We start from the raw sequence: 25069 nt of genomic DNA on the forward strand, positions 1-25069 counted from the left end.
TCCTTAAGCCTGTTTTTCATCAAGATCATGTTGTGCTTCAGCCAGCAGTTGCTGAAAATCACGTTGCACTGAATTATCCGCTTCATAGCCCATTTTTGCCCAAATCGTGTCAAATAAAGATTCCGGTGTAGGTGGGGCTAAATCAATTTTTGTAGCTTGAGCAGCATCACTCGCTTGTTTTTGATAGATCCGAATCATGCGTAATAAACGATAACGATTGGGGGGCAGAGCAAGTTCTACTTGTTGGCGTAAATCGACGGGTGGCGGGGCATCTGTCGTGTATTCAATTTCTAAAAAATCACGCGCATTAAGTTGATCAATTTCCCCATTCGGTAAAGCTTTGATTTTTTCAATGAGCTCAGGGAGTTCTTCTCGGATACGTACTAATCCGACTGTACGAGGAATGTGTAACGCTTCAAATTGAAAGCGTTGCTCATCTTTAAGCATCGGATTAATTTTGACTTCAACCACTTGGTGTTTATAGTTAATTTCACTAAACGACAGTGGAATCGGTGAACCGCTATAGCGAATATGCGGCTTTCCCACTTGCTGCGGTTTATGTAAATGTCCAAGCGCGACATAATCAATCACCTCGTCAAATAACGCTGTGGATAAGGCTTCTTCATTTCCGACAATAATCGGGCGCTCAGAATCTGAGGTTTCACCACCTTGCATATGCGCATGTGACATCAAAATTAAGGCTTGATCGGGCTGTTTACGGGCTTTAGCTTCTGCAATAAGTTGTTGGTGCAAATAGGCGATGGCATTTTGGCTATTGTTTGTATGTTCATTCAGCCCAGTAATTTCGGCACTACGTAAATAGGGTAGGGTGAGACACCAAGCAATGATTTGATGTTGCTGATCATAAATCGGGACAAGCAGACGATCCAAATCTAAGGTGTTTTCACTGTTGCGACCAATCACGCCCACCGCTTTGGCATTAAATTTTTCCAGTAAAGGTTCAACTTGTTCAATGCGATAACCCGAGTCATGATTACCCGCGATCATCAAGGTTTGCATATGCGGCGCAATATCATGTACATCGGCTAAAAATTGGTACAGTTGTTTCTGTGCGCTCGATGCAGGATTAATCACATCAAAAAATATCACCTGCAATCAGCAGCGCATGGGGTTGTTTTTGTTTAATTTGCTCAAGTAACCAGCTTAAAAACTGAGCGTGTTCAAATTCACGATCATGATTGTGAAAGAACTGACCCAAATGCCAATCGGATGTATGTAAAAAATGAACCGCCATGTCCTAATGCCCCAAAACCTCAATTGCTTGCTTACTATAGAAAAGATAAGCCGTTAAAATCTACTGAAAGTTTTATTTTCGCGTCTGCATATGTCGCGAAGCCAGTTGATAATTGAAGAAATAGAACGAATAAAAATGAAGGGCCAATATAAAGAGACAATATAAATAGGAGTGTTTGGACGCATGCAACGTTATTTTTAGAATCAGCATACAACAACATTTTACAAGATTTGAAAAAATAAAGACCGACGATTCGAGTGATGGTAAATCGTCGGTCAAAATCGTGGAGGATGAAAATTCTGGCTGCTATTCAAAATTTTCACGGTCACGAGACTTATTGCTTTAGCCAAGGTCAGTGTAAATTGTGGATGCCAGTACAAATGTACCAACCTTGTACTCTCTATAACGTTGCTATAAGACGATTGGTTGACAATAAAATGAAAAAAAACTCAATTTTTTTTATACTAGGGCTTAAATATACTGAAGGTCACAACTACTGTGTCATTAACTCGTTATTTTATTTGGTTTTTCTGTCTGTGCTTTATTTTTACCTGTGTTTGTGGCGTGCTTGCAGCGCTGATGCCACAGGGAATGGGCGCAGTATTAACCATTTTTCCTTATCTTATTCCGATGATTTGGGTGTTATTCAAGTTTTTAAAACGTGAACAACGCGCTCCCACCCAAGCCGAGCGTAAGAAAATAACGTGGGGATTTAGCCTGATTTATTGGTTATACAACCTTACGTTTTTATTATTAGGTATTTGGGTGGCGACATTTTCAAATCCAAATGCATGGAGTGATTTTCAATTGTACCTCCAAGAGCCACAATTCATGACGATGGTTCTGACAATGTGCTTGCTGATTGCGATTCCAATGTATGTATTAACCTATTGGTTTTATGGTCCACAAGCCAAACGTATGGCACAAAAAATGTTTTCTTCATCTTAAATGAAATTGAAAGCGTTAAAAAAGCAGATATCACGACAATATCTGCTTTTTTTTATACTCAATTTTTATCGGCGAACTTAAGCCATTTCTTTTAGCTTAAGTGCTGCTTCTTCAGCAAAATACGTCCAAATACCATCGGCACCTGCACGACGACATGACATAAGTGACTCAATAATCACATTGTCTGAGAGCCATCCATTTTGGATTGCACCTGCAAGCATCGCGTACTCGCCACTCACTTGATAAACAAAGGTTGGCACACCGAAGGTATCTTTGACTTCACGTACGATATCTAAATACGGCATACCTGGTTTAACAATCACCATGTCTGCGCCTTCTTGAATATCAAGCGCGATTTCATGTAAAGCTTCAGCACGGTTACCAATATCCATTTGATAGGTATATTTATTGCCGCCTTTTAGGTTGCTAGATGAACCGACTGCATCACGGAATGGACCGTAGAAGCTTGAGGCATATTTCGCAGAATACGCCATGATGTTAGTATAAATATGACCATTGGCTTCAAAGGCTTGGCGAATGGCGGCGATTCGACCATCCATCATGTCACTGGGTGCGAAAATATCAGCACCTGCTTCGGCATGACTTAAACCTTGTTTAATCAAAGCTTCAACAGTTTCATCATTCAGTACATAACCGCTGTCATCGAGAATGCCGTCTTGACCATGTGTGGTATATGGATCAAGTGCACCATCGGTAATGAGCACCATTTCTGGTAATTCTTTTTTCAGTAGGCGAACGGTCGTTTGCACTAAACCATCTTCACGCCAAGCCGCTTCGGCTGTCAGACTTTTGTCTTCTTGTGGTGTGACAGGAAATAGCGCTAATTTACTCACGCCAAGGCTAAGTAAACGTTCTGCTTTTTTCACCAACAAGTCAGCAGATAAGCGCTGAACGTTTGGCATACTGGGAATATCTTCAACCTGATTTTGCCCAGGCAACACAAATACCGGATAAATGAGATGATCCGTCGATAAATGAGTTTCGCGTACCATCGAACGTAAATGTTCATTTTTACGAATACGACGCATGCGAGTTGCAGGAAACGCTGGACGATTGAACGTATAGGTCATAAAAATCTCATTGATCAATATTAAACTATGGTTATTGTAGTGCCTTAATTTGCTTTTAGGGCAAATGGTTGCATTATTTTATTTAATGACCTTGATTCGAGCAAACAATGACGCAAGCAGAGAAAAGTTGGACCGGTAGTGTTCAAGACGGTTCAGAGATCAATATTGACCGCATTTTTGACAAATTAACTCAAGCATTTAACACCTCTCCCTTCTTTCAACATGCGGGTATGCAAATGCGTGTGGTGGACGGTCAGATTGAAGCTTATATTGATATGCAAGATTTTATGATTGGCAATGTGGCTTATCAGATTTTGCATGGCGGTGTGGCTGCCACAATTTTAGACAGTATTGGCGGCATCACGGCAATGGGCGAGCTTTATAAAAAAGCGACTTTGGATGATATTGATGACGTTGGAAAAAAAGCATCACGCTTAGCCACCGTGGATATGCGGGTCGATTATTTAGCACCGGGGCGTGGTCAATACTTTACTGCACGGGCTGAAACCCTACGTTTAGGGCGTAAAGGCTGCACCATGCGTATGACTTTAATTAATGATGAAGCGAAACCGATTGCAACTGCAATTGCCTCTTATGCTTATTAATTGACAGTTTGTTTCGTCTTGTTAGGGAGATGATTTTCAACAGAAGGTCTCTTCCTTAAGTATCAATACAAGTCCAAAAAATATCTAAAACGTTTGTTTAATATTCAAAATATAAGATTTTTCCTGCTAAATAAAACATCCGACTGGATAGTTACATTTTTTATTCTCAAATGATGATTTTTTGCCTTTAAAATGCCGACAATTTTAAAGTAAAAATGACTTTCTCATCGACACCATTGATATGACCTTTTTGCAAAAAAAAGAGTGTCAGTAAAATCGGATCATGCCGCGTGACCAAGTCTGTTTGATTTAGGACAAAATCAATGACAGATGTTCAACAACCGCTACCACATGCAGTAGCAGATCTACAGCAAGAGCAACAGCTCAAATCGAAACGTAAAAAAGCCTTGAGTATTGTGGCAATGCTCGTACTGACTGCGCTGATTATATTTGCCATTTGGCGGGTATTTTTCAATAGTTCGGTGACCACAGACAATGCCTATGTCGGTGCTGAAACAGCGTCTGTCACTTCTATGGTGAGTGGACAAGTGGCAGAAGTACTGGTCAGTGATACGCAAACGGTCAAAAAAGGCGAAGTTTTACTAAGAATTGATGCGCGTGATACTGAGATTGCCGTCAATCAAGCCCAAGCAGAACTCATGAAAGCCAAGCGTCAATATAAACAGACCTCTGCAAATAGTGGTGCTTTAAACTCACAAGTCGGTGTCAGTGATGATACGATTCACAGTGCCGAAGCGCAAGTCGCACAAGCCAAAGCCGCTTTAGATAAAGCCCAAGATGAATTGGCGCGTCGTGAAAAATTAACGGCTAGTGGTGCGATTTCGAGAGAAGAATTGAGTACCGCGCAAAGTGTCTTGAATAATGCAAAAGCAGGTTATGACTTAGCTCAAGCTGGTTTAGCTCAGGCACGTTCAAGCCAAAAAGCGGCACAAAGTACCTTAGCGGCCAATGACGCTTTAATTCAAGGCAGCAATGAAAACTCAACACCAGATGTTCAAATTGCGCAAGCCAAACTTAAACAAGCACTATTAGATTTAGAACGTACCGAAATTAAAGCACCTTTTGATGGTGTGATTTCACGCCGTAGTATTCAAGTGGGGCAGCGTGTTGCACCGGGCAATGTGTTGATGATGGTTGTGCCTGTGAGCCAACTGTATGTGGATGCCAACTTTAAAGAAAGCCAATTGAAACAAGTTCGTCCCGGACAAAAAGTGACATTGATTTCTGACTTGTATGGCGATGATGTGGAATATACCGGTACGGTGGTTGGCTTTTCTGGCGGTACAGGTTCAGCGTTCGCTTTAATTCCTGCCCAAAATGCGACAGGTAACTGGATTAAAGTGGTTCAGCGTTTACCTGTCCGTATTCAACTCGACCCGAAGCAATTGGCTGAGCATCCGCTACGTGTGGGTTTATCCATGGAAGCGACTGTTGATTTAAGCAAGAAGTAAGCGCTGATGAATCCGACAGAAGTGATCCCTCAGCTCAAAGGTGGCAAGCTGATTCTGGCTGCCTTTGTTTTGGCGCTTGCCAATTTTATGGTCGTCTTAGATATGACCATTGCCAATGTTTCTGTACCGCATATTACGGGGAGCCTCGCAGTGTCTGCATCGCAGGGCACATGGGTGATTACCTCTTATGCTGTTGCCGAAGCGATTTGTGTGCCTTTAACGGGCTGGTTAGCCGGTCGATTTGGTGCAGTGCGTACCTTTAGCGTCAGTTTATTTGGTTTTACATTGTTCTCCATACTCTGTGGACTTTCGACCAGTTTAGAGATGTTGGTGATTTGCCGAATTGGTCAGGGTTTGTTTGGTGGTCCAATTATGCCACTCAGTCAAACCTTGCTTATGCGTATTTTCCCACCTGAAAAGCAATCGCAAGCGATGGGTATGTGGGCAATGACCACAGTAGTAGGTCCGATTCTTGGACCCATTTTAGGCGGCTCGATTAGTGATAATTGGTCGTGGCATTGGATTTTCTTTATCAATATTCCTGTAGGTTTAGTTTGTGCCTATGCGGCAATGCGCTTATTAAAATCAGTAGAAACCCCCATTCATCGTCTTAAAATTGATATGGGTGGTCTATTTTTATTGGTGTTATGGATTGGTGCTTTACAGTTAATGCTCGACTTGGGTCATGAGCGTGATTGGTTTAATCATCCATCTATTGTGATTCTTGCCATTATTGCATTGCTTGGTTTGATTATATTTACCATTTGGGAGCTGACAGAACGCAATCCTATGGTGAATATTCATATCTTTAAATATCGAAGTTTCACCATTTCTGTTTTAGCGTTGGCATTTGGTTTTGGCGCATTCTTTGGCAGTATTGTGTTGATCCCGCAGTGGCTACAAATTAACTTGGGCTATACCGCGACATGGGCGGGGTATTTAACTGCAACGATGGGCTTTGGTAGTTTGCTGATGTCACCCATCGTCGCGAAAATGGCAACCAAATATGATCAGCGTGCTTTAGCCTGTTTTGGTTTATGTCTACTCGGTGGCGTGACCTTAATGCGTGCCTTTTGGGTGACGGATGCCGACTTTATGGCATTGGCTTTGCCCCAAATTTTGCAGGGCTTTGCTGTGCCATTCTTCTTTATTCCTTTATCAAATATGGCATTGGCATCGGTATTACCACAGGAAATGGCATCGGCTGCGGGTTTAATGAATTTCCTGCGAACGATGGCAGGTGCGATTGGTGCATCGCTTGCGGTCACCATTTGGGATGATCATAGCAAGGTTGCGCGTAGCGAATTGGTGGGCAACTTGCATGTGACTGAATCGCAAAATACTTTGATGCAGCAGGGGATGAGTGACAGCAGTGCTTTGGCGTATATCTCCAACTTGGTCGATCGAGAAGCCTCTACATTAGCCGCCAATCATGTCTTTTTAGTGCTTGCTGCGGTGTTCATTTTTGCAGGGCTGATGATTTGGCTCTGTCCGCGACCCAAATCAGGTATGGGGGATATGCCATCTCATTAATTTAAAAAGAGTAGAAAAAACCGCTGATCATTCAGCGGTTTTTTACATCAACATTTAGATATCAGATCGAGCGCGTCGTAATGCGGTTTGCCATTTATCTAAATGCTGCTGGCGTTCATCATCTTGCATTTTAGGTTCAAAAGCGCGTTCAAGTTGCCAAGATTGTGCAATATCATCTAAGTTAGAAAATACCCCTGCCTTTAAGCCTGCCATCGCTGCTGCACCCCATGCCGTTGATTCAAGCATTTTGGGGCGGAGGACAGGTACATTTAATAGATCTGCTTGGAATTGCATCAGCATATCGTTTTGACTTGCGCCACCATCAACACGTAATTCTTTTAATGGCTGAGTAATATCCGATTGCATAGCGGTCAGCACGTCAGAGACTTGAAATGCAATGGATTCCAACGCAGCACGTGCAATATGCGCTTTGTTTGTGCCGCGTGACATGCCACACATGATGGCGCGGGCTTCACTGTCCCAGTGCGGTGCCCCAAGTCCAGTAAAAGCAGGTACCAGTACCACACCATCACTATTCGAGACTTTACAGGCAAGTTTTTCTACATCTGCGCTTTTTTGAATAATGCTTAAACCATCACGCAGCCATTGGACTACAGCACCCGCCATAAAGACGCTGCCTTCTAATGCATAGGTCGCTTGCTCTTGGGCTTGCCACGCTAAAGTCGAAAGTAATTTATTTTGACTTAGTTGTACGTCACTTCCAGTGTTAAACAGCATAAAGCAGCCTGTGCCGTAGGTGTTTTTTGCTGTACCGACTTCAAAGCAAGACTGACCAAAGAGCGCTGATTGTTGATCGCCTAAAATGCCAGTAATCGGAATGTCTGCCCCGAGCAAACCCGTCGCGGTATCAGCGACATAACTGTCTGAAGCAATAATTTTGGGTAAAACAGCGCGTGGAATATCGAATAGCGCCAGCAGTTCTTCATCCCATTGTTGTGTTTTTAGATTCATAAGCATGGTACGAGAGGCATTAGTGGCTTCAATGACATGCTCTGCACCTTGGGTTAAATTCCAAATGAGCCAACTGTCGACTGTGCCAAAAGCTATATGTCCTTGTTGGGCGAGGGCACGCAAACCGTCAATATGGTCGAGTAACCACACCAATTTCCCTGCACTAAAATAAGGGTCGATGCGTAAGCCTGTGAGCTGTTGAATTTTGTCTTGTAAATTATTTTGAATAAGTTGATTGCACCAATCGGTTGCACGACGGTCTTGCCAAATAATAGCAGGTGCGAGCGGTTTTCCTGTGCGTTTATCCCAAACAACAGTTGTTTCACGCTGATTGGTCAAACCAATGGCTTTAATGTCTTTGGCTAAAATATTGGCATTCGCAAGGGCTTGTTGCACCACCGCAATTTGGGTTGACCAAATTTCTAAAGCATCTTGTTCCACCCAACCTGAATGTGGGGTTTGAATTTGGATTTCTCGCTGTGCGCTGGCGTGAATATGTCCGCATTCATCGAAAATAATAGCGCGGCTTGAGGTTGTGCCCTGATCGAGAGCCAATAAGTAACTCATATGCTTTGGTTATAAGACTTTAAAAACAAAATATTAACGCAATTTTTCAATTAAACGCATTAACTTGTGTGAATGTGTAAAAAATACACTGATTTTTCTTTCATTTGTGCTATGATTCATTTGTACTTTGGGGATGTTTCTGGCTTCGACGCTGGTGATGAAACTCATAGATGCATGCCGAGAGCGCATTTTCTCTCGTAAATCAAATTTGCATTTTTTAGTCGCAAACGACGAATCATACGCTCTAGCTGCCTAAGGGCAGCTTGTCCGCCTCTCCGAATACTTGTGGTTAGAGAGTCCGACTGAAGCGCACGCACACAAGTCCGTATTAAAGCCACGCCTCGGGGCTTTGTACTAAATTTAGAGGATCGCCCTAGCACCCTGTTCGTCGGGTCGCAACGGGTTAAACTAATTGACGATATCTAAGCATGTAGTATTCTCGAGCGTAATGCTGGCGGACGCGGGTTCAACTCCCGCCATCTCCACCAAATACCTCTCAAAACATGGCATTACATGCCAAGTTTTAGAACTGAAAGGCTTGATTCTAAAGGGATCAAGCCTTTTTTTATGCCTATACATAACAAAATATAACTAGCTATAGTGTACACCTAGTATGTACACTGTCATGTACATTGTAGGTTTTATTGAACTCACGGGTGTACAAGGTATGAAAAGAAAAGATATTAAACGCCGTCCTTTATCCGATACTGTCTTAGCCAATCTCGAACCTGAATCAAAAGAATACCGAGAACTCGACGGCGAAGGCTTGTATTTCCGTGTGAAGCCCGATGGCAAAAAAGGCTGGTTATTCCGTTATAAAAAACCTGATGGCAAATGGTCATGGTTAGGCATTGGCACTTATCCTGAAATCTCAGGGGCGAATGCCCGAAAAAAAGCTAAAGAGGTCATGAATGATATTTCAGGCGGTGACAATCCCATCATTACCAAGCAACAAAGAAAGCAACAGGAACTTGAGCAGAATAATGCCACCTTTGAATCCTTAGCCCGTGAATGGTTGGATACTAAACTTCATCATTGGGTGAGTGACACAATGGTGAGAAACAAAGGGGCATTAGAAAAGCATATCTTCCCTGTGTTTGGTAAACGCTTATATACAGAAATCAGACCGATCGAATGGATGAATCATTTAAAAGGTATTCAGCAAGAAAAAGGCATCTTTGAACAGGTCAATCGTATTCGTGCCATGTGCCGTGATATTTATGATTTTGCAAAGGTGACAGGGCGCATTGATTACAATCCTTTAGAAGGACTGCAAAAGTATCTTCAACAGGGCAAAAAAGAAAACATGGCTCACGTTAGTGAGCAAGAACTTCCAGCCTTGATCAGAGCCATTAATAACTATCCGACTCATGATGTGAAAATCGGTTTGCAGCTTTTGGCAATGTTGTTTTGCCGTCCGAGTGAGTTAAGAGGTGCAACATGGGACGAGTTCGATTTAGATCAAGGTTTATGGAATATTCCTGAGCATCGGATGAAAAAACGCCGTGAGCATGTGATTCCTTTACCGACTCAAGCCATTGCCTTGTTAAATGAGTTAAAGAGCTATCAGACCAATTCTGATTATTTATTTCCAAGTCGATCAGACAAGAACAAGCCAAAGTCAGACACCGTTTTTATTATGGCACTTCGCCGAATGGGTTATGAGGGCAGACAAACGCCACACGGTTTTAGGCATATTGCCAGTACCTTGTTAAACAATCGTGGTTTTGATGAAAGGCATATTGAGTCAGCTTTGGCACACGTAAAAGATGGCGTGGCTGGTGTATACAACAAGGCGCAATATTTACAAGATCGTAAACAGATGATGCAGTGGTATGCGGATTACGTAACTAGTTTTTAGATAAAAATAAAATATTGTAATTTTTAAATTGAATTAGGGGTAAATAATGTCAATTGATTTAATGATTCCATTCTATAAATTAGAATCAGCTGTAGAGATACTAAATAATAAATTGAAAACGAGAATATATACCAGAGAAAATATATTAGCTATAGCACTTTTATATGATCTCAAATTATATGTGATAGCCAAGAACTGGGAGGGGGATCATATTTCTTCATTTTTGAAAGTTGATATTGAAAATGAGGATTTTAATTCTGATATTATTTTAAAAAAAGCTGATGATTTTTTTAAAAGATATATCGAGATTGAGCTGAATTCAGGGTGTTTATTACAGCTGGGTGAAGATGTGATATTAAAATTATATAATTATGGCTGTTGGAGGTGGTGTAATAATGATAAGGCTTTTGTCGATATTTTAAGCCTAAAACATGCTATTACTGGAGAGCCTAAAAATCATAAAATTAGTTTTATGGAAGGTGCTATAGGACTTTCTGTAATATATGATATTTGTATTCATAGCATTGATATTTACTTATCGTTTGAGGGTGACGATATTTTTTTGTTGCCAAGAATAGATGATGATTTTAAAGAAATAAAAGATGATTCAAAATATATTAGACCATTAGTTGATATCAATGATGTTGTAATAACAGCATTCGAATTATCTAAAATTATAAATAATCAACTTACAATTAAACAGCAAGCTCCAATTGATAATACCAATTTACTTACTTCAAGTAGCGATAGTCAAAGAGGAAAAAGTCTTGCAAAAGTAAATGCTCAATTAGCTGCTCAAACTTTAGCAGATTACTTATGGCGAAAGGATGTAGGAGAATCCATCAGAATCGCTGAAATGGCTCTGAATGTATATGCTGAATTAACTCAAACACATCATCACAAGGAATTGCCAGAGAGTGTGGAAAGTTTAGAAGTATGGATAAGAGAGATAGCTGAAAAATATCCACATTCTAGAAAACCAGGGAGAACTAAAAAGGTGAGCAACTAAAGGTAAATGGTTATTAAGTACCACTTGCTATCTTTTTCTTAGAAACCTATTAATTTAAAAAATACCTATATTCTTTCATGTATAGGCTTTTTTATGACAATTAAACCAATCAGAATCCAATTTAAAACAACTTGTGAGTTGTTAGATATTAGCCGTGAAACTTTACGGCATATCGTTCGTACAGATAAAACTTTTCCTAAAGCAATGAAGCAGGGAAAAGCAAAACAGAGTCCAGTTTACTTTGACTATGTTGAGCTTATGCAGTGGCATGAAAGCCAAAAATCTTCTGCTAAAGAGGAGGCTTAATCATGCAAGAACTCATCACTATTCAAAATGGTCAGGCAGTGACAACGGATATTCTGATTGCCAAAGCATTTAATAAACGTCCAAGCTCAGTTAGACGAGCAATTAAAAACTTAAACTGCTCAGAAGAATTTAGACTGCACAATTTTGCACACACCTACTATGTTGACCAACAAGGAAAGAAACAACCGAGTTATCTCATCACAAAAGATGGCTTTGTTTTGCTGGTCATGGGATTTACAGGGAAGTATGCCACTGGGTTTAAAATCCAATACATTGAGGCATTCAACAAAATGGAAAAGTATTTGCAAAGTACTCAGCAACAATATAACCAAGTGAATTTTTATTTTAATGTCAAAAAAGATGGAATCAGTGATTGTGCTAGAAGCATGGTTTTTTGGAAGCAAGAAAAGCCAGTCCTTTTAAATATTCTTGCAACATTGGAAAAGCACTTACAGCTCGATTTATTTCAAGATGCTGGAACTAAATAGGGGGCGACATGACTGCAATTCAAGAAGCCCCGAGCTTAGAACAGCCTTTAGACATTCTAGCAAATTGCCGAAAATATAATCCACAAGATAACGCTTATTTGCGTCATCCTGTGATAAACCGTTTTGGCAGTCCTGAACAAAGCATTTATATGGATGAAATGACCGTCAGTTTATATGGTGTTAAATATGAACAGCCTTTGATTTTACCTGTACATAATGCACAGCTTGAACTGGTGCAATGTGCCGTATTACAGAATCAACAGCCTGTAAAAGTCATTCCTGATGGCATGGAAAAAGGATTCGCTTACTACGGCGAATTGCGAAAAGATCATCCTGTCATCATCACATATAGTTTGGAAGCATTTTTCAAAATCGCTCAAACGAGTTACGCCGTTGTATTGGTGATCTTACAAGACTTATGCAGACAGCCATTAAAAGAACTCAAAGCATTCGATTTTGAGCAGATTCAATCTGTGGTGAATCAATTATCCAAAGCTGGATATAAACGCTTATACATGCCAGTCAGAGCCGAACATATACAGCTTGAGCCATTTCAAAAGCTGGAACAACACACAGAACTTAGACTGCTTAATCAATTTCAAGTCATAGAGGGAAATGAATATTACACGGAAATATCTCAGGATGAAGATCCTTTGGAAGTCGAAGCATTTCTAAAGATGGCGATAGCGTTATTGTTGCCTAAAGGACATCTAGCCAAACTTATGAAATGGGGGATGGGATACTTCTGTATCCGCCAAGATGGCATATTTTACGTGAATAAAAATGTTAAAGGGGATATGCAAAGCCGTTTCATTTGCAGTCCTATTTTAGTTAAAGCAAAAACGCGAGATGAGGCTAGTAACAATTGGGGGGTGTTGTTGGAGTGGCACGATGACAAACAGGTTAAACATACTCAAGCAGTATCAATGGAACTCTTCCAAACAGATGGAAAAGAACTTCGCACCACATTAGCTAATCAGGGCGTGAGGATTTCCTCTGATCAGCGATGCAGAAACTTATTCCAGTGTTACTTGATGAATTATCCAATCGAGCAATATGCCTTGTGTGTTGATCGTGTCGGTTGGCATGGCGATGTATTTGTATTGCCTCACCAACACTATGGACAGATGAATGAACACATTGTTTATCAGGCAGTGACAGGCTTAGACAATCGCTATAAAAGCAAAGGCACGTTAGAGCAATGGCGAAACCAAGTAGCACAATTGGTAGAGCAACATAGCTTTCTAGTTTTTTCCTTGTGTACTGCGTTTACAGGGCAGTTACTTAGACCATTGAACCAACAGGGGGGTGGTTTTCACCTAAAAGGTGGATCATCCAAGGGAAAAAGTACAGCTTTAAATCTTGCCTGTTCTGTATGGGGTAATCCTGAACAATTTTATCGTACGTGGAGAGCAACAGGTAATTTTCTTGAGCATACAGCTTGTATGCACAATGACGGTTTTTTAGTTCTTGATGAAATTGGAGAAATTAATAATCCAAAAGAACTGGGCAATATTGTCTATATGCTTGCCAATGGCATAGGTAAAGGTCGCATGACTAAGCAAATTACAGCCAAGCCCATGCACCAATGGAAAGTGATCTTTCTATCCAGTGGTGAAAAGAGCATGAAAGAAATCATGCTCGAGCAAGGTCAAAAGACCAAGCTAGGGCAGGAAATTAGACTTGCCGATATTGATATAGATCAATCTGAATATGGTGTATTTGATTGCTTAAATTTTGCTGAAGATGGCGCAAAGCAAGCGATTGAATTAAGCCAGCGTATGAGTGGCTGCTACGGCGTGGCGAGTGAAGTATGGTTAGATTATCTCAGCAAAGATAAATCTGAGCGCATGGGGCAAGCCAAACAGCTTTTAAACCAATATCGTGAAATTCTAGTCGGTGAGCATACGCAAGGGCATATCAGTCGAGTTGCAAACTACTTTGCAGTGGTGGCGGTGGCTGGAGAAATGGCAACACAAGCCAAGATTACAGGATGGCAAACAGGTACAGCATTGAACGCCGTTGTTAAAGTATTTCAGCATTGGTTAAGTGGTTTTGAGCATGTTGGAGACTATGAAAATCGAGAAATCATTGCTCATGTGAAAGCATTTTTCGAGGCGAATGAATCCAGTCGTTTTGAAGCCATTACACCTGATGCAGACAATATCGAACGTGTCGTAAATCGTGTCGGTTATTGGAAAATCGAAAACAATGAAAAGATTTTCTATGTATTGCCTGAACAATTTAAAAAAGAAGTCTGTAAGGGGTATGACAGTCGTAAGGTGGCAAAGGTACTGATAGAGCATGATCTACTTGAGCATGACACAGCGAAGAAAACCAAGACCGTCCGATTACCGAATAGAAGTCAGTCCATCCGTGTGTATGCCATTAAAGAATCAATCTTTAGTTGCAATATAGATCATTCATAAGGCAACACAGGCAACGGGGGCAACAGGCTTATGAATAAAGGCTTGTTATGTGTTGCCTGATAAATAATACAGATGCAACGAGGGCAACATTGAATGGATTGTTGCCTGTGTTTCCCGAGTCGATTTTATACAGGCAACGGCGCAAAGGCTTATGTGGTGGTGATGTTGCCTGTGTTGCCCTTGTTGCCTTTTATATTCAGAGATGCTGTTAGGCTTTATGCTTTACCTAAATCAATAGGATGAACACGCCAATCAGCACGTCAAACTATTCAAATTGTTATTAGGAAGTCATCACTTTTAAGAGGGATGCTATTTATAGAGGTAATAATGAGAAAGACGCATACAAAATTAGAAGATCATATTTTTTTAGATTGTCGCATTATGGCTAAACTAGGTATTTTTCGATGTGAAAATATTGGATCTTGGGAATGGCATGATATTGACTCAAAGGAGATGCAATGTTGTATTTCATATTGGTATATATCAGATCATCAAGTTCTCAAGCTTGGTTATAGAATAGATAATGAAAAATTTAAGTATGATGTGAATGTTGTGAAAACATCATGCAACTATGGTGGATCACGTTATTGGTTTAGATGTCCATCTTGTCATAAGCATGTAGCTAAACTTTACTTTAAAGTTTGTATATTTCTATGCAGAGAATGTCATAGCTTGAACTATACCTCTCAACAGCGTTCTAAGCATAGTGTATCTAATAATGAAAATGACATAAAAATGGCTCTTCATGAGAACACTTATATCAATAACAATCCGTATATGAAATTTGAGGGTGTTCATTATTTCACTTATACAAATTTAAAGTTTCCTGATGAAAAGTCTCAACAAAAGATAGAATCTGATATAGATGATGCTGTCATTTCTTTATTTAAGGAGTTGAAACAAATACAAGAAAAAATTGATAAGGTAATTAATGAAGCACTTCATTGAATTGATATGTCTGATCAGTTCAAAATGAGAATTACTCTAAAGATTAACGTTAGATAAAATCTTAAGAACATTCTGAGTTCAAATTAGAGAGAGCTTTATCTGAGAAGTATGACATTTATTTATTCATCTTAAGCCAAAGCATGATTGCTCATTTATAGATAAACGTTACTATATCCCACTGATATATACATAATAATTTTCGGAATCCGATTTATGACCCAAGTGCAACTCCAACAACTCCAAAAACAACTCTGGAATATCGCAAATACTTTGCGTGGCAAGATGGGAGCGGATGAGTTCCGTGATTACATTTTGGGTTTCATCTTCTTTAAATATTTATCTGAAAAATCGGTTACTTTTGCTAATGAGCTTCTCGAAGGTGAAGATATCAGCTTTTTAGAGCTTGATGAAAGTAACGAAGAGCATGTGGCATATATTGAAGAAATTAAAAAGAATGCCATTAGCGAAGTGGGCTATGCACTAACACCAAAGCAACTGTTCCATACCCTAGCTAAACGTGGTCGCAGTGAAGATAAGGCTGAGAATTTCATCTTAGATGATCTTGCGGCAACATTAAAAGCGATTGAACAAAGCACTCTAGGCACAGATTCAGCAGATGACTTTGCCAACCTGTTTGAAGATATGGATCTCAACTCAAGTAAGTTGGGCAATACCGCAAGTGACCGTAATGAGTTAGTGGCAAAAGTCCTGAGTCATTTAGACGATATTGATTTTGATATCTCCAATACAGAAGCGGATATTTTGGGTGATGCTTATGAATACCTGATTGGTGAGTTTGCATCAGGTGCGGGCAAAAAAAGCGGGGGAATTCTATACCCCGCAAACCGTATCGACTTTACTGGCGAAGATTGTCACCCAAGGCAAAGAGCGTTTACGCTCAGTCTATGACCCAACGTGTGGTTCAGGTTCACTGCTTTTACGTGTAAAACGTGAAGTGAAAGATGTGGATATGATTTACGGTCAAGAGATGAATCGTACCACCTACAACTTGGCACGTATGAACATGATTCTGCATGATGTGCATTTTGCCAAGTTTGACATTAAGCAAGAAGATACTTTAATCCGTCCTCAGCATCTCGATAAACGTTTTGACGCCGTGGTGGCGAATCCTCCATTTTCTGCGAAATGGTCAGCCGATCCGCTATTTTTACAAGATGAGCGTTTTAGCAGTTACGGCAAACTTGCACCAAGTTCTAAAGCGGATATGGCATTTGTTCAGCACATGCTTCATCACTTAGATGAAAACGGGACGATGGCAGTGGTCTTGCCCCACGGCGTTTTATTCCGTGGTTCAAGTGAGGGCGTGATTCGTCAATACTTGATCGAGCAGATGAATGTAATTGATACCATCATTGGTCTACCTGCCAATATTTTCTATGGTACGTCTATTCCGACCTGTATTTTGGTGCTGAAAAAAAACCGTGAGCATAAAGACAATATTTTGTTTATTGATGCCAGCAATGAGTTTGAAAAGCAAAAGACCCAGAACAAATTATTGCCTGAGCATTTAGACAATATTATTGGTGCTTTTGAAAAGCGTCAGAATATTGAGAAATATGCCAAAGTTGCCACTTTGCAAGAAGTGAAAGACAACGACTTTAATTTAAACATTCCTCGTTATGTCGATACCTTTGAAGCCGAAGCTGAGATTGATTTAGATGCGATTGCGAAAAAGCTTCAAGCTTTAGAAGTGGAAAGTCAAAAGACCGATGCAGTGATTGCAGATTTTTGTAAAGAGCTAGGTATTGATTCGCCATTTGTGGAGGTGAAGTAATGACTTTACCTAAGTTACGCTTTAAAGAGTTTAATGGGGATTGGGAAGCAAATACCATTCAGCATTTTTTGGATAAGAAATTTATTCTTGATCAAATGGATGGTAATCATGGAGAACTTTATCCTAAATCCGAAGAATTTAGTTCATGTGGCATACCATATGTGAGTGCAACTGATTTTAGTTCAGGAACATTAGATTTTTCTAAATGTAAAAGACTCCCTTTAGAACGAGCGAAATTATTTAAAAAGGGTATTGCGAAAAATGGTGATGTCCTATTTGCACACAATGCCACGGTTGGTCCTGTTGCTATTTTAAAAACGGAATTGGATTTTGTTGTACTTAGTACAACAGCTACTTATTATCGTTGCAATGGTAGTTTTTTGAATAATTATTATTTAAAAAATTACTTTGAATCTGATTTTTTTGTACAGCAATATTTTGGCATTATGAGCCAATCGACTCGAAATCAAGTTCCCATTACTACTCAGAGAAAGCTTAGTATCTCGATTCCAATAGTAAAGGAACAAATCAAAATCGCTTCTTTTCTTTCCGCTATGGATGAAAAGATTAGCCAACTGACTCAAAAACATGAACTGCTGAGCCAATATAAACAGGGGATGATGCAAAAGCTGTTTAGTCAGCAGATTCGTTTTAAATCGGATGATGGTAGGGAGTTTGGGGAGTGGGAAGATAAGCCTCTCTCAGAATTATCAGAAAAAGCTATGTATGGAATGAATGCGTCAGCTACCGAATATGACGGATTAAATAAGTACCTGAGAATTACCGATATTTGTGAAATATCTCATAAATTAAAAAGGGATAATCTGACATCTCCTAATGCTGAGTTAGGAGAAAAATATAAATTAGGTTATGGTGATTTACTTTTTGCTAGGACTGGAGCAAGTGTTGGGAAGAGTTATCTTTACAGCGTAGATGATGGACTTGCTTATTTTGCAGGATTCTTAATAAAGTTTTCACTGAAGTTAGATTTAGTAAATCCTTATTTTATATTTGCTCAAACACTGACATCAGAATTTGATAAATGGGTAGTTACGAACTCAATGAGATCAGGGCAACCGGGCATTAATGCAGAGGAATATTCTGGTTATATTTTTAAAGTACCTTGCCTAGAAGAACAAGCCAAAATCGCCAATTTCCTATCTGCCATTGACCAAAAAATTGAAGTCGTGGCACAGCAAATAGAACAAGCGAAACAGTGGAAAAAAGGCTTGTTACAGCAGATGTTTGTGTAGAGGGATCTTATGTCTGAATGGCTGTTTCCTGTTAATCCTGATATTTATGATATAGATCGTGCTTATCATGATGCACATCAAATATGTTGGGCAAAATACGATTTTGAATTCCAAATTAATGATATTCTATTTTTATATGTGACAGAACCAATAGGAAAAATCCAATATCAATATCAAGTTATTGGTTTTATAGGTCACTCTGACTTGCCAGAAAAAGATAGAGAATATTGGTTAGATCAAAAAGAATTAGAGGCATATAAAGGTGATTACTTTCTAATTCAACCAATTGAAAAAGTTGAGAAAGCCTCACTTTCTAGACGATATTTAGCCGAACAAGGTCTAATCACCGCAAAAGATACCTTGCAGTCGCACAAAACAACCAAATTTGTGAAAGGTAAATCTCTAGATAAGGTTGAAGCACATAAAAAATTGCTTAGTTATATTGCTGAGCAGTTTAGGAATGTTGGAGAGACCAACTATCCTGATGAAGCAGGTGTGAATAGTCCCAAATTTCTTGAAGGCAAAAAAATAACCGTCACTGTAAATGGTTATGAAAGATGCTCTAAAGCGAGAGCTGAATGTATTGCGCTTTATGGGACTCGTTGCTATGTCTGTGGCATGAGCTTTGAACATACCTATGGTGCATTTGCTAAAGATTTTATCCATGTGCATCACATCGAGCCGTTACATACTATCGCTAAAGAGTATGAAGTAAATCCGCAAAAGGATTTACGACCTGTTTGCCCAAATTGTCATGCCATGCTCCATAAAACTGTAGATGGTATTCCAATGACGATAGAGAAATTAAAAGTTTTTTACAAATATTCTCTTAATAACCCACTTAGACAAACTTTTGAAGAATGAAAACCTCGAAATTTGGGTAAGAGCTATGCTGTTAGAAAATAAATTGAAGTATTTTGAAGCACTACTTGAGTCTGCTAAAAAATTTAAGCAACAGCCTCGTGAAAAGACTTTCTTTGACACGGCGATCCGTAATCATTATGAAAATCCAACGACTGAGCTATTAGAGTTCTTCTTAAATCCGCAAGAATCTCACGAGTTGGGAGATGTCTTTTGGAAAGGCTTTGCCGATGTCGTTCAGGCTGAACTAAAGCAGGATACAGACGTTTCAATGGGTCAAATTGAACGATTAGAGCGTGAATGTGTAACGCATAGCGGTAATCGTATAGATCTGATGCTCGAAACTGACTCGCATCTATTGCTTGTTGAAGCGAAGATCTATCATCACCAAAACAATCCCTTTGATGACTATGTCAAATATGCAAAGACTCGTACAAAAGGGAAAGAGATTTTAGGGCTGATTCTGAGCATTTCGGGTAAAAGTGAAGCTCTTAATTGGTATGGTATTTCTTATCAACAATTGGTAAATGCGGTACGTCCATATTTGGCGGAGCAGATGCTCAGTCAACCCATGAATAAATGGAACCTATTTGCTCGTGAATTCTTACTTCATCTTGAAAGCTATTACAAAATACAGAACTTAGATATGAACCGTGTCCAATTTATTTTTGATCATTACCAAGAGATTCAAGAATTACAGAAGCTCAAGACCAATACGATTAAAGAAGTTGTTGAAAAAATTAGCCAGCAATTGAATCTAATGATCGACAATTATGCCTCTTTTACCAAATATGAGTCATGGGGTGGCATCCGTTTTTATAATCATGCATGGGGCAATTTAACAAATACAACTTTGCATATTCGCGAACATAAAGGTGAAACAATTTTTGGGGTAACAACCTATATTTTAAATTTATCTGAAGAGTTACAAGAAGAGGCGTTTCAAATCTTAAACTGTCATGAAGATTCACGTTTAAGAAATTGGAAAATAGAAAAATATAAGGGTGGAGCTGAACGTTGGTTATGTATTTATTGGGATTCACCTGAACCAACTTTTGAAGCAATTGAAAAGTTAATACTTGAAAAAGCAAGGTTACTAGATCAGATAGAAAAGACTTTACGATAAATTAAATAGATAAATATTGAGGGGAAGATATGGCACGGCGTAAAAAGAATGATCAATCTGGTGGTGCAGCAATTTTATATTTTGGTTTTATCCTTGTGCTATTTGTTGTTTCCGTTTCACCAATATTTATACTGTTATATGGATTGTTCTTCATTTTGAAGTTCTATTTCAAATATCAAAAAATAAATAAAAACTATTCAGACTTCTGGCTTGATGAAGAAGAGAAACAACAGTTCTTGAGAAGCTATGAAAGCTGGATTGTTTATGATGACGAAATTGAAGAATTGCACAGCCTAGCAAGACGAAATAGAGTTTCAATTAATGCAAATGGTAACTTCAGTCGTAAAAGTAAAGTGGGTAAGCAGGTACAGGATCGTTTAGATGATATTGTTCCTGAATGGCAAAGCCTGAAAGAGACTAAAGAATATTTAGAGTATTTACCACAAAGTAGATGGAAAGAGTTTCATGGATGGGCAGCAAAAGGCTTAGGAGGGATTCTAGGCTTTGTTGCTTGGGCTTTAGTATTTGAATTTTTATGTAATGACTATAAAGTCGGAGCAGCTCAATTGTTTAAAGACTACAGTAACTTTGTGTTCTATGAAGCAGGTAACTATATATTTGGTTTGTCAGGGCTTGCAGCAATTATTATCTTCTTTATCACTAAATGGATTCTCGGATTATTTGCGAATGGAATGTATTCACCCGAGCCACCATTGGTTGATATCAGTAACTTAAACGATTACTAAAAAAATCCCTGCTTAAGCAGGGATTTTTTTACATATGGTTTCGAATATTTCCAACACGCTTGCCTTTAATCCATTGTTTTGGATTAAATAATTCACCAGATTTATCCGCAACTAGAAGCCCAATAATGGGCGTGATAATAGCTAAAAATAAGAAGTGCGTTTGCACGACTTTCACGTCGTTGTTTTGCAGTTTGACCACTTGGCTTGATAAGTGAGATAAGGTTAATTACCCATAAAAAGGCTAATGGTAATTTGGTTACTAATGCCATGAGTAATTTCCAAATGACACGATCATTATCGATATAACTATTTCTAACCATGATGCAGAACAGAACAGAATAAAAGATACAATGGAAGCAAGTGGTAGGCTGAACTTAGGGCTTCCGCCAAACATGTGGAAAATAAAAATAATACCGAAAAAAGAAGTAGGAATAAGAAAAGTGAGTCCCAGATCATCATAATCTTTGAATACAATGATAGTACGGTTTTTGCCTGCTCCCAAAAAAATACCAATGATGATAATGCTAAAGCCTATGAATAGACCTATATTATAGATGTTGTATCCATCCATGAGATTCCCCTAAAAATACTTTTATACTTAAGTGTTATTCAACTTTTATACAAAAAAAATTAAAGATATAATCTTTTCATAAATTATTAATTATACAAGTATTTTATATAAGATTTGAGGGTTAAATGACAGCACAAAGTGAACAACAACTTGAAAATGAACTCATAGCACAACTAGAAAGCTTAGGGTTTAGCAGAGTCATTATTAAGGATGAAGTTCAGCTATTGGCTAATCTCAAATCCCAACTTGAAAAAGCGAATAGACTCTCACCACTTTCTGACACTGAGTGGAAACAAGTCATTAGCTTCCTAAATAACGGCACAGTATTTGAACGTGCTAAAAAGCTTCGTGATCAATTTCCTATTAAATTTGATGATGGCACAAGCAAGCATATTTATTTCTTATCGGATGATCCAAATAAGAACAGTTATCAAGTCACCAATCAAATTACTGTAGACCATCGTGACCATAATGGTCGTACCAGTCGCTTTGATGTCACGCTCTTGGTCAATGGCTTGCCAGTCGTACAAATCGAGCTGAAAAAGCGAGGCATGGAGATTGCTGAAGCATTTAATCAGACTCAAAGATATACCAGAGAAGCCTATTGGGCAGGACAGGGCTTATTCCGCTTTATTCAGCTTTTTATCATCAGCAACGGCGCAAATACTCGCTACTATTCGAATGGCACAAAACACATTGATTTCACCTTCCCATGGGCGGATATCAAGAACCAACATATCAATGAAGTGGTCGACTTTGCTGACGTATTTCTAAATAAACAGCATCTCACCAAAATGCTGACACAGTTTATGGTGATCCATGAGACTTCAAAAGAACTCATGGTTTTACGTCCATATCAAATTTACGCCGTAGAGAAGATTGTAGAGCAGGTTAGAAATACCAAGCAGAATGGCTATATTTGGCATACGACTGGTTCAGGTAAAACGCTGACTTCATTTAAAGCCAGTCAAATCATCATGCAGATGCCTGATGTCGAGAAAGTTCTATTTGTCGTAGACCGTAATGATTTAGACACGCAAACCGCAAGAGAATTTAATGCCTTTAAAGCCGAAAGTGTAGATAGCACCGATAATACCTCTACCTTAGTGAATCAGCTCGATCAGCGTCACGATAAGCTCATTGTGACTACGATTCAAAAGCTGAATAAGGCAATTAGTACAGACCGCTACTTGGAATATATTGATTACCTGAAAGAGAAAAAAGTCGTTTTTATTTTTGATGAATGCCATCGTAGTCAGTTTGGTGAAACCCATCAGAACATTAAAAAATTCTTTAAAAATGCTCAGATGTTTGGCTTCACAGGAACACCAATCTTTGAAGAAAATAGCTTATCGAAAGCAGGCTTAAAACTCACAACAGACTACTTGTTTAATGAGTGCCTACATAAGTATGTGATTGTTGATGCGATTCGTGACCGTAACGTGTTGCAGTTCCAGATTGATTATCGTGGCAAGTACACGGCGAAAGGTATGCAGACCAATGATCAATACGATGAAGATGTAGAAGGTATTGATACCAAAGAGCTGTATGACAATCCTCAACGCTTGGAAATGATTGCTCGTTATATCGTGAATACACACGACAAGAAAACCAAAGATCGTGAATTTACGGCAATGTTCTGTGTCAGCTCCGTAGATACTTTGACTCAATACTATGAGTTATTTGAAAAAGTCCAAGCTGAAAAGAAAATTGAGGATGAAGAGCAAGGTCGATTATTTAAGCCTTTAACCATTGCAACGATCTTTTCATATTCAGCCAATGAAGCTGTACCTGTAGAGGGGCAGAATGGGCTGATTGATGAAGAGAGTGCTGATATCCCATCACAGGTGAATCAATCGAGCAGAGACAAGCTAGATCGCTATATCAGTCAGTACAATGAGCATTTTGGCACAAACTTTAACTCTGGTGATCGTTTCTATGCGTATTACCGTGATATTGCTGACCGAGTGAAGAAAAAGCAGATTGATATTTTGCTTGTAGTTAATATGTTCTTAACAGGCTTTGACTCAAAACCGTTGAATACGCTGTATGTAGACAAGAACCTTAAATACCATGGGCTGATTCAGGCTTTTTCACGTACCAATCGAGTATTCAATGATAAGAAACCTTTTGGCAATATCGTGTGTTTCCGTAATCTAAAACGAGCAACGGATGAAGCATTGGCACTTTTTTCAAATAAAGATGCCAAGAAAATTGTCCTTGTGCCGAGCTTTGATGAAATCAAAAATGATTATGAGAATGCTGTCGCTAAGCTATTGGCTTTGACACCAGACTATAAGTCGGTTGATACGCTGATCACAGAAGAAGCTCAATTAGAGTTTATTAAGGCATTCCGTGAGGTAATGCGTTACAACGCTCAGCTACAGACTTTTGTGGATTATGACCAAGATGTTACGGCGTTAGATAAACAGCATTTTGCAAATTTTGCATCCAAGTATAGTGATCTATGCCGTGAGGTGAGAAAGACCACCAAAAAAGAAAAAGTCTCTGTATTAGATGATGTCGATTTCCAACTTGATTTATTGCACAGTGATCGTATCAATGTGGGCTATATCCTGAATCTGCTCCAGATGATGGTCAATGCTGATACGGATGAAAAACGTCAGAAGTATAAAGCTCAAATCCATGATCTTATTGGTGGGGACGTAACTCTACATGACAAGCAAGAACTGATTAATAAGTTCATCGAGGAAAACATGCCAAAAATGCTCAATGGGCAAAGTGTCAAAGATGCCTTTGCAGAGTATTGGGATGTGCAGAAGGAACAGGCATACCAGCATTTGTGTGAACAAGAAAATCTAAAGCCTGAAGTAATGAAAACAGTTTTGGATAATTATGAGTTCACTAAGCGTTTACCGAGAAAAGAAGAACTTAAAGACTTGCCAAACTTTAAAGTGAAGCTGTTTGAACGTGAAAATGTCTTTAACCAACTGTGGGATAAGACAAGAAAGTTTATTCAGACTTTTTATACGGGGCTTTGAATTAAAGGAGCTTAGGGAAGATTGATTTGTACACTGGTTTGTACATTGGCTTTTTTAAGTAAATTAATATTTATATATTTCAATTATTTAGGTATTTAGTTCAATTGACGCCATCGCCATTGGCTTCTAATACATCAATTCCCTAAATTCATTTATTAAAAGAAAAAAGTAAGTTGTCTTAAGTCAAGATGTATTTTTGGTTCACCAAGACTATTCTTCGATAATGTAATC

The 25069-nt window shown here is 39.0% G+C and carries 17 protein-coding genes, 1 other RNA gene and 4 pseudogenes; 18 read left to right on the top strand and 4 right to left on the bottom strand.

Annotation, left to right across the window (positions count from 1 at the left end):
- Window positions 1-3: 3 nt before the first annotated feature.
- Window positions 4-1255: pseudogene (locus tag GFH30_RS03185) on the bottom strand (exonuclease SbcCD subunit D).
- A gap of 498 nt (window positions 1256-1753) precedes the next feature.
- On the opposite strand from GFH30_RS03185, the gene GFH30_RS03190 reads away from it, so the two are divergent.
- The gene (locus tag GFH30_RS03190; RefSeq protein WP_153370868.1) at window positions 1754-2203 is read left to right on the top strand and encodes an ABZJ_00895 family protein; all 450 of its coding nucleotides are present in this window, start codon (window positions 1754-1756) and stop codon (window positions 2201-2203) included.
- Between the two features lie 77 nt (window positions 2204-2280).
- Here GFH30_RS03190 and hemB read toward each other — a convergent pair whose 3' ends face one another.
- The gene (gene hemB / locus GFH30_RS03195; RefSeq protein WP_153370869.1) at window positions 2281-3294 is read right to left on the bottom strand and encodes a porphobilinogen synthase; all 1014 of its coding nucleotides are present in this window, start codon (window positions 3292-3294) and stop codon (window positions 2281-2283) included.
- 107 nt (window positions 3295-3401) lie between these two features.
- On the opposite strand from hemB, the gene GFH30_RS03200 reads away from it, so the two are divergent.
- The 3 genes from GFH30_RS03200 (at window position 3402) to GFH30_RS03210 (ending at window position 6904) form a co-directional block, all read left to right on the top strand.
- Window positions 3402-3899: a thioesterase family protein gene (locus GFH30_RS03200; RefSeq protein ID WP_153370870.1), complete on the top strand. Its 498-nt coding sequence runs from the start codon at window positions 3402-3404 to the stop codon at window positions 3897-3899.
- A 323-nt stretch (window positions 3900-4222) separates the two neighbouring features.
- Window positions 4223-5371 carry an HlyD family secretion protein gene (locus tag GFH30_RS03205; protein ID WP_153370871.1) on the top strand — a complete coding sequence of 383 codons (1149 nt, stop codon included), beginning with the start codon at window positions 4223-4225 and terminating at the stop codon, window positions 5369-5371.
- Between the two features lie 6 nt (window positions 5372-5377).
- The gene (locus GFH30_RS03210) at window positions 5378-6904 is read left to right on the top strand and encodes a DHA2 family efflux MFS transporter permease subunit (protein WP_153370872.1); all 1527 of its coding nucleotides are present in this window, start codon (window positions 5378-5380) and stop codon (window positions 6902-6904) included.
- A 54-nt stretch (window positions 6905-6958) separates the two neighbouring features.
- Here the strand turns inward: GFH30_RS03210 and glpK are convergent, their stop codons facing one another.
- A complete protein-coding gene (gene glpK / locus GFH30_RS03215; RefSeq protein ID WP_153370873.1) occupies window positions 6959-8443 on the bottom strand; it encodes a glycerol kinase GlpK in 1485 nt (494 codons plus the stop codon).
- A gap of 129 nt (window positions 8444-8572) precedes the next feature.
- Between glpK and ssrA the strand changes: the two genes are divergently transcribed.
- The 13 genes and pseudogenes from ssrA (at window position 8573) to GFH30_RS03275 (ending at window position 21265) form a co-directional block, all read left to right on the top strand.
- Window positions 8573-8931: a transfer-messenger RNA gene (gene ssrA, locus GFH30_RS03220) on the top strand.
- Window positions 8932-9110: 179 nt separating this feature from the next.
- Window positions 9111-10304 carry a tyrosine-type recombinase/integrase gene (locus tag GFH30_RS03225; protein WP_153373344.1) on the top strand — a complete coding sequence of 398 codons (1194 nt, stop codon included), beginning with the start codon at window positions 9111-9113 and terminating at the stop codon, window positions 10302-10304.
- 46 nt (window positions 10305-10350) lie between these two features.
- Complete coding sequence (locus GFH30_RS03230) at window positions 10351-11313, top strand: hypothetical protein (RefSeq protein WP_153370874.1); 963 nt, start codon at window positions 10351-10353, stop codon at window positions 11311-11313.
- A gap of 93 nt (window positions 11314-11406) precedes the next feature.
- Window positions 11407-11619, top strand: coding sequence for a transcriptional regulator (locus GFH30_RS03235; protein ID WP_153370875.1), 213 nt, complete (start codon window positions 11407-11409; stop codon window positions 11617-11619).
- 2 nt (window positions 11620-11621) lie between these two features.
- Complete coding sequence (locus tag GFH30_RS03240; RefSeq protein ID WP_153370876.1) at window positions 11622-12107, top strand: Rha family transcriptional regulator; 486 nt, start codon at window positions 11622-11624, stop codon at window positions 12105-12107.
- 8 nt (window positions 12108-12115) lie between these two features.
- The gene (locus GFH30_RS03245) at window positions 12116-14536 is read left to right on the top strand and encodes a DUF927 domain-containing protein (RefSeq protein ID WP_153370877.1); all 2421 of its coding nucleotides are present in this window, start codon (window positions 12116-12118) and stop codon (window positions 14534-14536) included.
- 327 nt (window positions 14537-14863) lie between these two features.
- Window positions 14864-15484 carry a hypothetical protein gene (locus tag GFH30_RS03250; protein ID WP_153370878.1) on the top strand — a complete coding sequence of 207 codons (621 nt, stop codon included), beginning with the start codon at window positions 14864-14866 and terminating at the stop codon, window positions 15482-15484.
- A gap of 213 nt (window positions 15485-15697) precedes the next feature.
- Window positions 15698-17279, top strand: a pseudogene (locus tag GFH30_RS03255) (type I restriction-modification system subunit M).
- Window positions 17280-17374: 95 nt separating this feature from the next.
- Window positions 17375-17806 (top strand): annotated as a pseudogene (locus GFH30_RS13520) (restriction endonuclease subunit S); the annotation flags it as partial.
- A pseudogene (locus GFH30_RS13525) lies at window positions 17801-18532 on the top strand (restriction endonuclease subunit S); the annotation flags it as partial. The pseudogenes GFH30_RS13520 and GFH30_RS13525, both read left to right, overlap by 6 nt.
- Before the next feature lie 9 nt (window positions 18533-18541).
- Window positions 18542-19396: an HNH endonuclease gene (locus tag GFH30_RS03265; RefSeq protein WP_153370880.1), complete on the top strand. Its 855-nt coding sequence runs from the start codon at window positions 18542-18544 to the stop codon at window positions 19394-19396.
- Between the two features lie 25 nt (window positions 19397-19421).
- Window positions 19422-20519, top strand: coding sequence for a PD-(D/E)XK nuclease family protein (locus GFH30_RS03270; RefSeq protein WP_153370881.1), 1098 nt, complete (start codon window positions 19422-19424; stop codon window positions 20517-20519).
- Between the two features lie 29 nt (window positions 20520-20548).
- The gene (locus tag GFH30_RS03275) at window positions 20549-21265 is read left to right on the top strand and encodes a hypothetical protein (RefSeq protein ID WP_153370882.1); all 717 of its coding nucleotides are present in this window, start codon (window positions 20549-20551) and stop codon (window positions 21263-21265) included.
- Between the two features lie 28 nt (window positions 21266-21293).
- Here GFH30_RS03275 and GFH30_RS13395 read toward each other — a convergent pair whose 3' ends face one another.
- Window positions 21294-21464, bottom strand: coding sequence for a hypothetical protein (locus GFH30_RS13395; RefSeq protein WP_227551554.1), 171 nt, complete (start codon window positions 21462-21464; stop codon window positions 21294-21296).
- Window positions 21465-21961: 497 nt separating this feature from the next.
- On the opposite strand from GFH30_RS13395, the gene GFH30_RS03285 reads away from it, so the two are divergent.
- On the top strand, window positions 21962-24838 hold the full coding sequence (locus tag GFH30_RS03285) for a type I restriction endonuclease subunit R (RefSeq protein WP_153370883.1): 2877 nt from the start codon (window positions 21962-21964) through the stop codon (window positions 24836-24838).
- Window positions 24839-25069 lie beyond the last annotated feature (231 nt).

Origin of the sequence: Acinetobacter wanghuae (assembly GCF_009557235.1) — a bacterium.
GTDB classification, from domain to species: domain Bacteria; phylum Pseudomonadota; class Gammaproteobacteria; order Pseudomonadales; family Moraxellaceae; genus Acinetobacter; species Acinetobacter wanghuae.